The sequence below is a fragment of the Enterobacter roggenkampii genome (genome assembly GCF_001729805.1).
Lineage (GTDB): Bacteria > Pseudomonadota > Gammaproteobacteria > Enterobacterales > Enterobacteriaceae > Enterobacter > Enterobacter roggenkampii.
Map to the genome: position 1 here is coordinate 1,211,182 of NZ_CP017184.1, position 13,437 is coordinate 1,224,618.

A 13,437-nucleotide genomic window follows, 5' to 3' on the forward strand; every position below is an offset into this window, starting at 1 on the left:
ATGAAAAAGATTGCACTCTCTTTGGTGGCATTAGGGTTATTCACCGCTCTGCCTGGCTTCGCGGCCACGCCCGCACCGCTCCCGGCGGCCATTGCCAACCACGACGGCCCCATTCGCATCGCGGTGATCCGTAACCTCGGCTCAGACGACAACACCACGCAGTTTATTGCCGGGGCCATTCAGGAAGGGAAGAAGCTTGGCTTTAAGGTCAGCACCTTTTTAAGTAACGGGGACGACGCCAAATTCCAGGACTTCGTGAACCAGGCCATCAGCCAGAAGTACGACGGGATTATCCTGTCTCAGGGCCGCGATCCGTACTCCACCGCGCTGGTGAAGAAGGCGGTGGACGCCGGGATTAAGGTCGCGGTATTTGATACCGCCGTCAACGGCGAGATCCCGGGCGTAACCGTGACCCAACAGGACGATGCCTCTCTGACGAATCTCTCCTTCGGCCAGCTGGCGAAAGATTTCAACGGCAAGGCCAATATCGTCAAGCTGTGGGTAGCGGGCTTCCCGCCGATGGAGCGTCGTCAGGCGGCGTATAAAGAGCTGCAAAAACAGTACCCGGACATCAAAGAGCTGGAGTCTATCGGCGCGGTCTCCTCTGACGTGCAGGGCGACACCGCCAACAAGGTGGGGGCGATCCTGGCGAAATACCCGAAAGGCAAAATCGACGCCATCTGGGGCACCTGGGACGCCTTCAGCCAGGGCGCGTATAAGGCGCTGAAGGAGAACGGCCGTACCGAGATCAAACTCTACAGCATCGACATCTCCAACCAGGATCTGCAGCTGATGCGCGAGCCGGGCAGCCCGTGGAAGGTGAGCGTGGCGGTGGATCCGAAGCTGATTGGCGCGACGAACGTGCGTCTGGTGGCGAACAAGATTGCCGGTGAACCGACCCCGGCCACCTACGATTTTAAAGCCGCGGCTATCCCGCAGGCGCTGCTGACCGCCCAGCCGGGCGCGGTGAACGTGGCGTCGCTGGGGAAAATCATTCCGGGCTGGGGTCAGACGGAAGATTTTATCGCGCCGTGGTTTGCGACGCTGGAAGCCAGGTCAAAATAATGCCCGGTGGCGCTGCGCTTACCGGGTCTACGGTTTGGTAGGCCGGGTAAGGTGCAGCCGCCACCCGGCGAAAGGAGCTCAAGGTGACTCATTTACCCCCTCCCGAATACAGCCGCAATATGCGGCTGATTGGCCATAGCGATCAGGGCGGTCGCCCGGACGGCGTGCAGCTGATGGTGCACCGCGGTTTCGCTTATATCGGCCATATGGTGTCGCAGGGCTTTTCGATTGTCGACGTGCGCGATCCGAAAAACCCGAAAGCGGCGGGCTATGTTCCCGCGCCGCCCGGCACCTGGAACGTGCACCTCCAGGCGCATGATGATCTCCTGCTGGTCATCAACGCCCGGGATCTGTTTGCCGATGCCCGCTTTGCCGACGAGAAGGTCTACTATACCCGGCAGGTGGGCGAGACCGTCAGCGACGTGCAGGACAAAGGCTGGAGCGCTGGCCTTCGCGTTTTTGATATCTCCACGCCGGACGCGCCGCGCGAAATCGGCTTTCTGCCGCTGAGCGGCATTGGCATTCACCGCATCTGGTACGTCGGGGGCCGCTGGGCGTACGTGTCGGCGCTTATTGACGGCTTTACCGACTACATCTTTCTGACGATTGACCTGGCCGACCCGCGTAAGCCCGAGGTGGCAGGGCGCTGGTGGCTGCCGGGGATGAATCAGGCAGAAGGGGAGAAGCCTAACTGGCCGGAAGGGAAACGCTACGCGCTCCACCACGCGATTATCGCCGGCGATACCGCGTACGGCAGCTGGCGCGACGGCGGCCTGACGCTGCTGGACGTGAAGGATCGTACCCAGCCTAAGCTTATTAGCCACCGTAACTGGAGTCCGCCGTTTGGCGGCGGCACGCACACCGCGCTGCCGCTGCCGGACCGCGATCTGCTGGTGGTGCTGGACGAAGCGGTGCTCGATAACCAGGAGGACGGCGAGAAGCTGATCTGGCTGTTTGATATTCGCGACCCGTCGAATCCGGTCAGCATTTCTACCTTCCCGCAGCCGGATGAAATCGACTACGTGGCGAAAGGGGCGCATTTTGGCCCGCACAACCTGCACGAGAACCGGCCGGGGAGCTTTGTCAGCTCCACGCTGATTTTTGCCACCTGGCAGAATGCGGGCGTGCGCGCGTATGACATCTCCAATCCGTATCGGCCGGTTGAAACGGGGGCGCTGGTGCCTGCCGCGCCGGCGAAAATGATGGATACCCGCCCGAATCGCCCGCAGGTGATCCAGTCGTGTGACGTGTTTGTGGATGCGCAGGGAATTATCTACAGCACGGACTATAACGGCGGGCTGTCGGTGATTGAGTATCTGGGGTGAGTTTTTGCCGGGTGGCGGCTTTGCCTTACCCGGCCTACATTTTGCACCCGTAGGCCCGGTAAGCGCAGCGCTACCGGGCAAACGTTCTCAGCTGTACTGCCGCACCCGCGCCACCAGATCTTCCGCGCTGTCGATACGGTCGGCAATCACAATCAGCGCCTTGCCGAGCGTTATCGCGTGGCGAAGGCATTCGTGGCGCATCGCCTCGTCCTGAATGGTGTCGATATCCGCGACGTGGGAAAGCCCGACGCTGCGGCGAATGAGCTCGGTGCCGCAGAAGCCGATGGCATCATGCCAGACCTTTTTCAGGAACGCGGAGGCATAACCCGGCGCGCTGAGCGCGGCGTCGCGCGTTTTCTCGTGCGCCAGCGCCTGGAAGCGTTCCGCGAAGGTGTTCCACAGCTCCTGAATATCGGTCAGGCGCTGCTCGCGGGCGGCGGCGGCATCGCGAATGCCCAGGTGCCCCGGCAGGCCGCAGAAGTTGAGCAGCAGGTTGCCGATGGCGGTGCCGACATCAAAGCCCATCGGCCCGAAATAGCCGAACTCGGCGTCGATGGCCTTCAGGCTGCCGTCGGCCACAAAAATCGAGCCGCTGTGGATATCCCCGTGCAGCAGGGCCTCAGCCTGAGAAAAGAAGCGATGCTTCAGGGCGGCCACGGCAATTTTCAGCTGGGCGTCGTCGCGCAGCGCGGCGACGTCACTTTCCAGATCGGCCGGGTAGCTGTTGCGTTCGTGGATCTGGTACGGATCGTTGAAGAACAGATCTTCGGTGATCTCGCACATCTCCGGGTTGATGAATTTCGCCACCTGCGCTTTTTTCTTGTGCGGGTGCAGGTAGAAATCGCTGGTGTGGAACAGCGCGTGCGCGAGGTATTCACCCAGCTGACGCGCCGCCTGCGGGTAATAATTATTTTTGATCAGCTCGCCGCGCCAGATGCGATGGCTGGAGAGATCTTCCATCACCATTACCGCCAGTTCCGGGTCAAAGTGGTGGATTTTCACCGTGTGCTGCGGGCTGTGCCGGTAGTGCTCGACCAGGGTTTGCGCCTCCAGACGGGCGCGGTCCAGCGTCAGCGGCCAGGACTCGCCGACGCAGCGCACGTAGGGCAGCGCCTGCTTAACGATGATGCGGCTCACGCCCGCGCTGTCGAAGATTTTGAACACCAGATTGAGGTTGCCGTCGCCTACCTCCTGCGCCTCCACCAGCGATGAAGGATCGTCAAGGCCGCCAAACTGCCTGGCATATTCCACGGCGTCCTGAGCGGTAAAGGTTCGGTATTGCGACATGGCCTGCTCCTCACGGGTTTGCTAATAAAGACATGTAGACGTCTATACATCTGGATTTCATCCTGACACAATGTGCTACAACAACGCAACAGGGAATTAACGACATGCAGACATTACAGACGACCAGCCTGCGGGTAGCGGATAATCAGCTCTTTATTCTCGACCAGCAGGCCCTTCCGCAGGAGAAACGCTGGCTGGATGCCTCAACGGTAGAGGCGCTGGTGGGGCATATTCACGCCCTGCGGGTGCGCGGCGCGCCGCTGATCGGACTCTCTGCAAGCCTGCTGCTGGCGCTGCTGGCGGAAAACGGCAAAAGCCGCGACGAGCTGGCGGTTGCGCTGGAAACCCTGCGCGCCTCCCGGCCGACGGCGGTGAACCTGATGAATAACCTCGACCGCATGAAGCGGGCGCTGTGGCAGGAAGATTTTGTTCCGGCGCTGGTGGCCGAAGCGCTGCGCCTGATTGACGAAGACAAACGACTTTGCGATGCGATTGCCAGCGCGGGCAGCGCGCTGGTGAAGCCCGGCAGCCGTCTGCTGACCCACTGCAACACCGGCGGGCTGGCAACGGCGGGCGTCGGCACCGCGCTGGGGGTGATTGCTCGCGCGCACCAGGAAGGCAACGTCAGCAACGTCTGGGTGGATGAAACCCGTCCGCTGCTGCAGGGAGGCAGGCTGACCGCGTGGGAACTTGGCGAGCTGGGCGTGCCGTATCAGCTCATCACCGATTCCATGGCCGCCAGCCTGATGGCGAAAGGGCAGGTCGACGCCGTGTGGGTAGGGGCAGATCGCATTGCCGCTAACGGCGATGTGGCGAATAAAATTGGCACCTACTCTCTGGCGGTGCTGGCGAAATTCCACGGTATTCCGTTCTACGTTGCCGCGCCGCAGACCACGCTCGACCCGGCCTGCCCGAACGGGGACGCGATCCCCATTGAGCAGCGCGCCGCCAGCGAAGTGACGGGCGTCGCCGGAAGCTTTGGCGCGGTGCAGTGGGCGCCGGAAAACGCTCAGGTCTACAACCCGGCGTTTGACGTGACGCCAGCCTCGCTGATTAGCGGCTGGGTGCTGGATACGGGTGTGGTCACGCCGGAAGAGGTTGCGGAAGGGAAATTTGCCTGAGTCCGGCTATCCTTTAAGGGGCTCCCTTAAGAGGACAACACCGTGACGCTCGACCCTGAAACAGACTTAAAACTGGAGCGCGTAGTGGACGCACCGCGCGACCTCCTGTGGCTCTGCTGGACTACGCCCGAACACATCAAACACTTCTTCATCCCTGCACCGCATAAGGTGCTCGACTGCGATCTCGATCTGCGCGTGGGCGGGCGGTTCAACACCGTGTTTGAGGTGGAGGGCCAGCGGATGGATAACCGGGGCGTGTTTCTTGAAATCGACCCGGCGAAAAAGCTGGTCTTTACCGACGGCTATACCGAAGGCTGGAAACCGGCCGAGAAGCCGTTTATGACGGCAATTTTGTTGCTGGAAGACGCCGGAGAGGGCAAAACCCGCTATACGGCGATTGCGCGCCACCCCACGAAGGAAATCCGCGAGCAGCATGAGCAGATGGGCTTCCACGAAGGGTGGGGGATAGTGCTGGATCAGCTGGTGGCGTATGTGAAGTCTCTTCGACCCCCTCTCCCTTGAGGGAGAGGGTTGGGGTGAAGGGGGAGAATTCATTGATCAAGTCGAAGATAGATTTCTTTTTTTAGTATTCCTCATCTGACGAAATACTGGCGCTCCTTTTTCATCAAAATATCTTTCCGGCCATATCACATCGGGTGGAATGTCTAGCGCCTGAGCGATAAGCAATTCACCTTTGGGCCATGGTCGGGAAAGCGCGTTTGCCAGTGTGGATGAGGAAAGGCCAGCCTTTCGGGACAACGCAGCCAGGCTTGTTCCATGTTTCTTTAGTGCGGCAATGATATCGGCAGGATGCCAGTTCTGATGACGCATAGTGTCCTCCTTACGTGTGCTCATTACGTGCTCAATTATCCTGTTTTGGGATAAAAAGGCAATAGGAGGATATTCGATTTCAGGATATTTGTATGGAATCGGAACAATGGCCTCAGTTTATTCGGATGAATATCAGCGAGTTATCAATGCGTTGAAGAAAGCGCGTAAAGAGAAGGGCATTACTCAGGCGCAGCTTGCTGAGGCGCTGGGTAAACCACAATCGTTTATTGCAAAAGTGGAAAACGGTGAGCGTAGATTGGATGTGGTGGAGTTTGTGCATCTGGCGAGGTTGGTTGGCGCTGATGTGCAGAGGATCATCACCAGTATTTAATTAATGCCTGAATATGGAACTGACCACCTGAGCCGTATGTTCCCCTCACCCTAACCCTCTCCCCGGAGGGGCGAGGGGATAGCACAGTGCTCGCATGACTTTGTGGGGTTCCCTCAGTTCACAGGGAGAGGGCGAAAAGATCAAGCGAGGCGCGGATACGCATCCGCAATGGCGTTACCGGTAAACTGCGCCACCCAGCCTTCCGGATTATCGAAAATACGAATCGCCGTAAAGTTCGGCTCTGAGCCCATATCAAACCAGTGCGGCGTGCCCGCGGGCACGGAGATCAGGTCGTTTTTCTCGCACAGCACCTGATACACCTCATCGCCAATGTGCAGGCAGAACAAGCCCGCGCCTTCCACGAAAAAGCGTACTTCGTCTTCGCCGTGGGTGTGTTCGTTCAGGAACTTCGCGCGCAGCGCGTCTTTCTGCGGATTGTCGGCGCGCAGGCTGATCACGTCCCAGCTCTGGTAACCCTTCTCTGCCACCAGTTTGTCGATCGCATGTTGATACGCCGCGATCACGGCTTCAGGCGCGGGATCGTGTCCTAAATCGCGATCCGCCGCCCAGCGTTCAAACCGCACGCCTTTCGCGTTGAGCTGTTGGGCAATCTCGGCGGCGTCGGTGCTGTGCCACTGGTGTTGACTGGCGTCTTTGTCGGAATAAATGGTCAATGCGCTCATGAAGGGATCTGCTCCGGGTTAATCTCGTCAAACTGGTGGACCTGATGGTGGTGGCTTGCGCCGTCATCATCGCCGCGAATCAGCTGCAGGGTACGAAAACCTGCCTGTTCAGCCGCGTCCAGCTCCTGATGAATATCGGAGAGGAAGAGGATCTGCGACGGGGCGATGCCCGTTTGTGCCGCAATGTTCTGATAAGACTGCACCTCGCGCTTGGCGCCGATGTGGGTGTCGAAATAGCCGCTGAACAAATGAGTAATATCACCTTCGTCGCTGTAGCCAAATAACAGTTTCTGCGCGGCGACGGAGCCAGAGGAATAAACATAGAGATCAATCCCTTGCGCTTTCCATTTTTCCAGCGCCGGGAGCACGTCCGGGTAGAGATGGCCGGTAAAGTCGCCGTTAACGTAGCCGTCGTGCCAGATGATCCCCTGCAGCGCTTTAAGTGCCGTGGATTTACGGTCTTCATCCATAAAGGCAAACAGGGCGTCGATAAGTTCGCTGACGCTGGCGTGTGGGTTAGCGATTTCATCACGCAGGTTGTCCAGAATGGATTTCACCGGCTCGGCGTACTGCTGCGCGGTCACGAAGGCCGCCAGTCGCTCACGCGCGTAGGGGAACAAAACATCATGGACAAAACGAATATCGCTGGTGGTCCCTTCAATATCCGTCACAATCGCGCGAATCATACTCTCTCCAGTTGTCGTAAACGCATTTCGCATTCAAATAAGAACTCTAATCCTTCCAGATGACGCCGGGCTTCGGCCACGTCGCGTCCCCAGCAGGTTAAGCCATGACCGCGCAGAAGAAAACCATAATTAAGCGGCCGTTCCTGGGCGTAATGGGCGATTCGTGAGGCGAGGGCGCCGATATCCTGGTCGTTATCAAAGACCGGGATAGCCACCGTGTCCAGATGCGTGGTTTGTCCGGTGAGGGATTTTTGCATCTCAAAGCCGCTGATGGTGAGCTCGGCCTCTTTGACCAGACGCGATAGCACCGTGGCGTTAACCGTGTGAACGTGCAGCACGGCGTTGGCTTCCGGGAACAGGCGATAAATCAGCGTGTGCAGACCGGTCTCCGCCGACGGTTTGCGACCGGACGGCGCGCGGTTGGTGGCGATCTCCACCTGCAGAAAGTCATCGGTTGTGAGGCTACCTTTGTCCTTGCCGGATTCGCTGAGCCAGCAGAGATGTTCGTCCTGACGCACCGACATGTTACCGCCGGTAGCGGGCGCCCAGCCTTTGGCACCGATCCAGCGGCAGGCGTCGACCAGATGCGTGAGTTGCAGGTTGTCTGTCATTTTCCTTTTACCCTCTCGGCCAGGAATATTCATATGGTTTAGACGTCTAAGCGTCTTGATTGCCAAAGACTAACATCGTGTTATAGTGGCAGCAACATAAGTATTACAAGCAGGCACAACACAATGAGCATTAACGCCTTGATTCCGCAAAGTAAACTTCCCAACCTCGGTACCACCATCTTTACGCAGATGAGCGCCCTGGCGCAGCAGCACAACGCCATTAACCTTTCTCAGGGGTTCCCGGATTTCGACGGCCCGGCTTATCTGCAGGCGCGTCTGGCGTATCACGTGGCGCAGGGGGCGAATCAGTATGCGCCGATGACGGGCGTGCAGGCGCTGCGGGAAGCGATTGCCGACAAAACGGCGGAGCTGTATGGCTATAAGCCCGATGCGAACACCGACATTACGGTGACGGCAGGGGCAACCGAAGCGCTGTATGCGGCCATCACCGCACTGGTGCGCGCGGGGGATGAAGTCATCTGCTTTGATCCGAGCTACGACAGCTATGCGCCTGCGGTTGAACTCTCCGGCGGCGTGGTGAAACGCGTGGCGCTCCAGCCGCCGCATTTTCGCCCTGACTGGCAGGCGTTTGCTGCGCTGCTGAGTGACAAAACCCGTCTGGTGATCCTGAATACGCCGCATAACCCGTCGGCGACGGTGTGGCAAAAAGCCGATTTTGCCGCGCTGTGGCAGGCTATCGCCGAACGGGAAATTTACGTCCTGAGCGATGAAGTCTACGAGCACATCTGCTTTGCTGAGGAAGGGCATGCCAGCGTGCTGGCCCATCCGCAGCTTCGCGAGCGTGCTATCGCCGTCTCTTCGTTTGGTAAGACCTACCATATGACCGGCTGGAAGGTAGGGTACTGCGTGGCCCCGGCGGCCATCAGCGCTGAGCTGCGCAAAGTGCATCAGTACCTGACGTTTGCCGTGAACACGCCGGCTCAGCTGGCGCTGGCGGATATGCTGCGCGCGGAACCCGCGCATTACCGCGAGCTGCCGCACTTCTATCGTGAACGTCGGGATCTGTTTGTGGCGGCGCTGAGCCAAAGCCGCCTGGAAATTTTGCCGTCTGAAGGAACCTATTTCCTGCTCGCCGACTACAGCGCGATTTCCGATCTGGACGACGTCAGCTTTTGCCAGTGGCTGACGAAAGAGGTCGGCGTGGCCGCCATTCCATTGTCGGTGTTCTGCGCCGATCCCTTCCCGCACAAGCTGATCCGCCTGTGCTTTGCGAAGCAGGAATCGACGCTGCTGGCGGCGGCGGAGCGTTTGAACACGCTCTGATTATTTCACCGTCCACGCTTCTGAGTAACGGCGGTCTGCAAACAGCTCCAGCAGACCGTTGATTTGCTTGAGGCGCAGCACCTCATCGCTGTCCATGCCCAGCTCTTTGCCTATTCGCTCATCATTCCAGCCGAGCTGTACCAGTTCGCGCACGATATCTGACATGGCGTTGATTTGATGCCGACCCCGCGCCCGATTGTGGCGAATCGTGGCGGCCATACGGTCATGTTTATCCTTCCGGTGCTGGCGCAGGCAGGTGACGGGGAGATATCCCCTGAGCTGACGCTTTAACGCCGCCCGACTTTTGCCGATTTCGTGGCGATGAAAGCCATCCACAATTTCGTAGTGATGGGCTTCACTTTCCGTCACAACAATAGGTTGGGTGAATCCATCGAGTTCGAGCGACTTGCTGAGCAGCCGTTTTTCCGGAGGGGCAACGTTATTGGGGTTGTAGTCGTTAGCGATAATCGCGTCCTGTTTGATCCAGAGAACGCAGTCTATCGGTTGCTCGCGAAAAGGGCTGTTTTTATGGATCGCTTCGCGAAAGGCATTGATGGCAGTAATCCGATCCTCCTCGCAAAGTGACTGAAGGTACGTTTCGATCTCGGTAATTATTCTTTGTCGCATAAAATGCCCCACTCCTTGCGCTTCGCCTTCACTCGTTCGTTGTAGCGCTGATAATGTTTAGGTTTATTCGGGCTGAATGACAGCGCCCTGCACCAGTAGTCATTATTAAGTAATACCTTACAAATACGGCGCCATGAGGGGATGTCTTTGGCGCCGATATCGCCGTCCTGCGTCTCGGGGATATCCGGCATGCCTCTCTTCTGATACCAGTGCAGATAGATCGCGATTTTATTGCGGTAATGCTCAGCCGTGTTTTGCGGCATGCTGTTCAGCAGGAGCATGGCGTAGTCGCGCCAGCCGAGGTGATCGGGTTTGAGGATTTTCCGGTGGCCATAAAAGTGGTTGTCCTGCCCGGCGTAGAAGCCGCCGCTGCGCACGCCGCTGACGCGCTCGCACATGGCGGCCCAGCGCTCGGGCTCGAGAACGTGATAGAGCCAGAGTCCCTGGCGCTGTTCCGGGCCGAAGGGCTCGCAGATGCGCATATAGCGCGGCGGGACGCCCGCCTGAAACATGAGGTTGTAGAGCGGGTTATAGCTGCTTCCGGATTTTGCAAACCATGTCCAGATGTCTGCGGTTTTCCAGTCGTAAAGAGGATAGACGTACCACGCGTGCCCGCCGGGCGCGGTGGTTGTCCAGGGCTTATCGTCCGCGAAGCGATGCTTGCGGTTGTTGGCGATGGTCAAAAATCGGTTATAGGATTCATCGGCGCGAATGCCCACCAGCATGGCTGCCGGACGGTGCAGGGCAAACCAGTCGGAAAACGAGCGGACAAAGGCTTCAAAGGTCATTCCCGTCTGGTAAAAATCAAAATAATCCGCAGCGGTGATGGCGCCTTCCGGCGGCTGGCGCACCCAGCGCACGTCCGGCGCCCAGCATTGCCATTCAGGCTGATACTGTGAAAGGGAATTTTGCGTGGTCAGCGGAAGCGCCACCCAGTAAAAGTGCTCGATGACGTCCCGGTAGCCTTCGCGCAGCGCATTAACGTGCTCAATGGTGCAGGAGAACTGTGCTTCCCAGTCAATAAAAAGCACGCTGATTTTTCGTTTTTGCGCCCGGGCCATTTGCGCGGTGAGATGCAGCATGACGGTGGAGTCTTTGCCGCCGGAGAAGGAGACGCAGATGCGGGAAAAGGTGGCGAACGTCCAGCCGATGCGCTCCTGCGCGGCCTCCAGCACGTTAAGCTGCAGGGGATATTTATACAGTGACATGTTCAATCTCTTCCTGAGTATGACTGTCGGGGGCTTTTATTTACGCTGATTAACCATGAATAGTAAAGATATTAAGGAGAAACCGGAATAATAAGATCTTCCATTATCGAATTTGTTGCCAAAATGTAATTAAAAAGCCCTCAGGAAATATCGAAAATTATTCTGCTTCGATTTTTTCAATGAATTTCGAAAACACGCTGCTGTTTAGCGCTGAGCGATTGTAAAGCATATAAACATCTAATTGCGGAGTCTCAAAAGGCAAGGAAATGCTCTTCAGGTTGAGATGGTCTTTATATCGTTCAAACAATATTGTTGGTACAAAGCCTATTAAATCACTCACGCCAATAATATTCATAATCGAAAGCAGTGAGTCACTGCGGAAACAGACATTGCGTTCCGGAAGGAGAATGTTTGACTGCAGCTGGAACTCTTTTATGCCATTCTCCTGACTGCGCATCAGCGTGAATTTTTCCTGGCTGAGTTCCTCGAGCGTTGCGCTATCGCCGAGGCGGGGGTGATCTTTGCTGCACGCCACCTGTATTGAAAACTTCATAAAGCGGGTACAGACGATAGAGCGACTGTTAACCGGAGCAAAGCTAAACACCAGATCGGCCTTGCGGTAGGCGAGCAAATCCTCGGCTGACTCAGGGGATAAGACCACATCATTATGTTCTATGTCGTAATTCCCTTCGGCAAGCAGAGAGCTTAGCAGGCCGCCGAAGCGCCCATGGGCCACAATCTGCGGGCAGTAGATGACAAAGCTCTTTTTGATCTGCGCGTTATTCAGGATATTAATGGTTTGCTCAATGCTATTAAGGTTTTCTTCCAGATGGTGATGCAAATTGATCCCCACTGTCGTCGGGGTAATGCCTTTACCCGAACGAATAAAAAGCGGGTCATTCAGTTGCGCGCGCAGGCGTTGCAGGGACTGGCTCACTGCTGAGGGCGTGATGTAGAGTGTTTCCGCTGCCTTGCTAATGCTAAGGTGCTGATAAATGCACTCAAAAATGACTAACAGATTAAGATCGAATTTTTTAAGGTCGTAAAGATTTGCCATAAATCATCCTGAGTGTGTTGTTGTCATCACATTACTGATAACTATAGTTCGAAGTTAATCATTTACAATCCTTGTGATTAACCTACTTAATTTGTTTTAAATACGAGCTTAATATATCACGAGGCTGGATTATTGAAATAGAACTTCAGCCGTTATTAAGATATTTTTATCTTTAAAACTTGCGGCGTTGTTCTCAAATAACCATTATTGGTTATACATTCGCTGTGACTCATTATTGTCACTTTCGTTCTGGCCACCAGGCAGACCACTTATTGCAACTCATTCTCATTATTAAGCCTCTCGTTGAGTCAGGCAGACGCGGAGGCTATTCGGTAAAACCTATCACAGCCATAGGGCGGAATGCCGGCGTGACGCATTGCCCAAACTGAAAACCGGTGCTGTAATCAAACCGCTGTTACGGCCTGAAATAAGGTATGTAGAGCGCAACGCAACGCCAGCCCAGGCTGGCACTGAAAGTTCCTGTGGAAAGTTCAGGTATCAGGGCCGCCCACCAGGGCGGCCTTTTTACGTTCAGGCTTTCCGTTAGTTCCGTTCACAAGGTTGTCTTGTTGGCGTTGTAAGGTTTGGCTGATTGATTTGATAAAGCATACGCATTAGCCCCGATGGATAAAGTTGGTTACCTTACATCTCAACGAAAACACGGAGGAAGTACAGATGTCTTTGATTAACACTAAAATTAAACCTTTCAAAAACCAGGCGTTCAAAAACGGTGAGTTCATCGAAGTAACCGAGAAAGATACCGAAGGTCGCTGGAGCGTCTTCTTCTTCTATCCGGCTGACTTCACCTTCGTTTGCCCGACCGAACTGGGCGACGTGGCTGACCATTACGACGAACTGCAGAAGCTGGGCGTAGACGTTTACTCTGTGTCTACCGATACCCACTTCACCCACAAAGCATGGCACAGCAGCTCTGAAACCATCGCCAAAATCAAATACGCGATGATCGGTGACCCGACTGGCGCCCTGACCCGTAACTTCGACAACATGCGTGAAGATGAAGGCCTGGCTGACCGTGCGACCTTCGTTGTTGACCCGCAGGGCATTATCCAGGCTATCGAAGTTACCGCTGAAGGTATCGGCCGTGATGCGTCTGACCTGCTGCGTAAAGTAAAAGCAGCGCAGTATGTCGCTTCTCACCCAGGCGAAGTGTGCCCGGCTAAATGGAAAGAAGGCGAAGCAACGCTGGCGCCATCTTTAGACCTGGTCGGCAAGATCTAAGTCTGTAAAGCCTGGCGGCGCTGCGCTTGCACAGGCCTACAGTATCGTAGGCCGGGTAAACGACGAGCCACCCGCAATCAAT

At 56.5% G+C, this 13,437-nt stretch carries 15 protein-coding genes; 7 read left to right on the forward strand and 8 right to left on the reverse strand.

The features are described from left to right. Together BFV67_RS05565 and BFV67_RS05570 are read left to right on the forward strand one after the other, a co-directional pair. Window positions 1–1,065: a sugar ABC transporter substrate-binding protein gene (locus BFV67_RS05565; protein WP_023326886.1), complete on the forward strand. Its 1,065-nt coding sequence runs from the start codon at window positions 1–3 to the stop codon at window positions 1,063–1,065. Between the two features lie 83 nt (window positions 1,066–1,148). Beyond that, window positions 1,149–2,390, forward strand: a complete 1,242-nt coding sequence (locus BFV67_RS05570) for an LVIVD repeat-containing protein (RefSeq protein ID WP_201258623.1) — start codon at window positions 1,149–1,151, stop codon at window positions 2,388–2,390. 87 nt (window positions 2,391–2,477) lie between these two features. Here BFV67_RS05570 and mtnK read toward each other — a convergent pair whose 3' ends face one another. Then, the gene (gene mtnK, locus BFV67_RS05575; protein ID WP_069597977.1) at window positions 2,478–3,677 is read right to left on the reverse strand and encodes an S-methyl-5-thioribose kinase; all 1,200 of its coding nucleotides are present in this window, start codon (window positions 3,675–3,677) and stop codon (window positions 2,478–2,480) included. Between the two features lie 104 nt (window positions 3,678–3,781). On the opposite strand from mtnK, the gene mtnA reads away from it, so the two are divergent. Both mtnA and BFV67_RS05585 read left to right on the forward strand, forming a co-directional pair. Next, complete coding sequence (mtnA, locus tag BFV67_RS05580; protein ID WP_069597978.1) at window positions 3,782–4,798, forward strand: S-methyl-5-thioribose-1-phosphate isomerase; 1,017 nt, start codon at window positions 3,782–3,784, stop codon at window positions 4,796–4,798. 42 nt (window positions 4,799–4,840) lie between these two features. Next, complete coding sequence (locus tag BFV67_RS05585) at window positions 4,841–5,320, forward strand: SRPBCC family protein (RefSeq protein WP_069597979.1); 480 nt, start codon at window positions 4,841–4,843, stop codon at window positions 5,318–5,320. A 36-nt stretch (window positions 5,321–5,356) separates the two neighbouring features. Here the strand turns inward: BFV67_RS05585 and BFV67_RS23210 are convergent, their stop codons facing one another. Beyond that, complete coding sequence (locus BFV67_RS23210) at window positions 5,357–5,629, reverse strand: helix-turn-helix domain-containing protein (protein ID WP_071965069.1); 273 nt, start codon at window positions 5,627–5,629, stop codon at window positions 5,357–5,359. 106 nt (window positions 5,630–5,735) lie between these two features. Between BFV67_RS23210 and BFV67_RS05590 the strand changes: the two genes are divergently transcribed. Continuing rightward, window positions 5,736–5,960, forward strand: a complete 225-nt coding sequence (locus tag BFV67_RS05590) for a helix-turn-helix transcriptional regulator (protein ID WP_048990019.1) — start codon at window positions 5,736–5,738, stop codon at window positions 5,958–5,960. A 140-nt stretch (window positions 5,961–6,100) separates the two neighbouring features. Here the strand turns inward: BFV67_RS05590 and BFV67_RS05595 are convergent, their stop codons facing one another. Genes BFV67_RS05595 through BFV67_RS05605 form a run of 3 tightly spaced genes read right to left on the reverse strand, consistent with a single transcriptional unit; the run spans window position 6,101 to window position 7,940 of the window. Next, window positions 6,101–6,643: a 1,2-dihydroxy-3-keto-5-methylthiopentene dioxygenase gene (locus BFV67_RS05595; protein ID WP_045909605.1), complete on the reverse strand. Its 543-nt coding sequence runs from the start codon at window positions 6,641–6,643 to the stop codon at window positions 6,101–6,103. Further along, on the reverse strand, window positions 6,640–7,329 hold the full coding sequence (gene mtnC / locus BFV67_RS05600) for an acireductone synthase (RefSeq protein ID WP_008501009.1): 690 nt from the start codon (window positions 7,327–7,329) through the stop codon (window positions 6,640–6,642). Before mtnC ends, BFV67_RS05595 begins: the two co-directional genes overlap by 4 nt. After that, on the reverse strand, window positions 7,326–7,940 hold the full coding sequence (locus BFV67_RS05605) for a methylthioribulose 1-phosphate dehydratase (RefSeq protein ID WP_069597980.1): 615 nt from the start codon (window positions 7,938–7,940) through the stop codon (window positions 7,326–7,328). Before BFV67_RS05605 ends, mtnC begins: the two co-directional genes overlap by 4 nt. A gap of 123 nt (window positions 7,941–8,063) precedes the next feature. On the opposite strand from BFV67_RS05605, the gene BFV67_RS05610 reads away from it, so the two are divergent. Continuing rightward, the gene (locus BFV67_RS05610) at window positions 8,064–9,224 is read left to right on the forward strand and encodes a pyridoxal phosphate-dependent aminotransferase (RefSeq protein WP_069597981.1); all 1,161 of its coding nucleotides are present in this window, start codon (window positions 8,064–8,066) and stop codon (window positions 9,222–9,224) included. Here the strand turns inward: BFV67_RS05610 and BFV67_RS05615 are convergent, their stop codons facing one another. From BFV67_RS05615 to citR, 3 genes are all read right to left on the reverse strand, one after another. Next, window positions 9,225–9,851 carry an IbrB-like domain-containing protein gene (locus tag BFV67_RS05615; RefSeq protein WP_069597982.1) on the reverse strand — a complete coding sequence of 209 codons (627 nt, stop codon included), beginning with the start codon at window positions 9,849–9,851 and terminating at the stop codon, window positions 9,225–9,227. Then, entirely contained in the window at window positions 9,836–11,059 is a 1,224-nt protein-coding gene (locus BFV67_RS05620) for a phosphoadenosine phosphosulfate reductase (RefSeq protein ID WP_069597983.1), read from the reverse strand. Before BFV67_RS05620 ends, BFV67_RS05615 begins: the two co-directional genes overlap by 16 nt. A gap of 157 nt (window positions 11,060–11,216) precedes the next feature. Next, complete coding sequence (gene citR, locus BFV67_RS05625; protein WP_032663966.1) at window positions 11,217–12,116, reverse strand: DNA-binding transcriptional repressor CitR; 900 nt, start codon at window positions 12,114–12,116, stop codon at window positions 11,217–11,219. Window positions 12,117–12,791: 675 nt separating this feature from the next. Between citR and ahpC the strand changes: the two genes are divergently transcribed. Beyond that, window positions 12,792–13,355 (forward strand): alkyl hydroperoxide reductase subunit C, encoded by a 564-nt coding sequence (gene ahpC / locus BFV67_RS05630; protein ID WP_008501015.1) that lies wholly within the window; start codon window positions 12,792–12,794, stop codon window positions 13,353–13,355. Window positions 13,356–13,437 lie beyond the last annotated feature (82 nt).

Excerpts from the sequence above, each read along its gene's own strand:
- BFV67_RS05565 (WP_023326886.1), top strand. The coding sequence starts at position 1 with ATGAAAAAGATTGCACTCTCTTTGGTGGCATTAGGGTTATTCACCGCT.
- mtnK (WP_069597977.1), bottom strand. The coding sequence starts at position 3,677 with ATGTCGCAATACCGAACCTTTACCGCTCAGGACGCCGTGGAATATGCC.
- BFV67_RS23210 (WP_071965069.1), bottom strand. The coding sequence starts at position 5,629 with ATGCGTCATCAGAACTGGCATCCTGCCGATATCATTGCCGCACTAAAG.
- BFV67_RS05595 (WP_045909605.1), bottom strand. The coding sequence starts at position 6,643 with ATGAGCGCATTGACCATTTATTCCGACAAAGACGCCAGTCAACACCAG.
- BFV67_RS05590 (WP_048990019.1), top strand. The coding sequence starts at position 5,736 with ATGGCCTCAGTTTATTCGGATGAATATCAGCGAGTTATCAATGCGTTG.
- BFV67_RS05610 (WP_069597981.1), top strand. The coding sequence starts at position 8,064 with ATGAGCATTAACGCCTTGATTCCGCAAAGTAAACTTCCCAACCTCGGT.
- BFV67_RS05620 (WP_069597983.1), bottom strand. The coding sequence starts at position 11,059 with ATGTCACTGTATAAATATCCCCTGCAGCTTAACGTGCTGGAGGCCGCG.
- BFV67_RS05605 (WP_069597980.1), bottom strand. The coding sequence starts at position 7,940 with ATGACAGACAACCTGCAACTCACGCATCTGGTCGACGCCTGCCGCTGG.
- ahpC (WP_008501015.1), top strand. The coding sequence starts at position 12,792 with ATGTCTTTGATTAACACTAAAATTAAACCTTTCAAAAACCAGGCGTTC.
- mtnA (WP_069597978.1), top strand. The coding sequence starts at position 3,782 with ATGCAGACATTACAGACGACCAGCCTGCGGGTAGCGGATAATCAGCTC.
- mtnC (WP_008501009.1), bottom strand. The coding sequence starts at position 7,329 with ATGATTCGCGCGATTGTGACGGATATTGAAGGGACCACCAGCGATATT.
- citR (WP_032663966.1), bottom strand. The coding sequence starts at position 12,116 with ATGGCAAATCTTTACGACCTTAAAAAATTCGATCTTAATCTGTTAGTC.
- BFV67_RS05615 (WP_069597982.1), bottom strand. The coding sequence starts at position 9,851 with ATGCGACAAAGAATAATTACCGAGATCGAAACGTACCTTCAGTCACTT.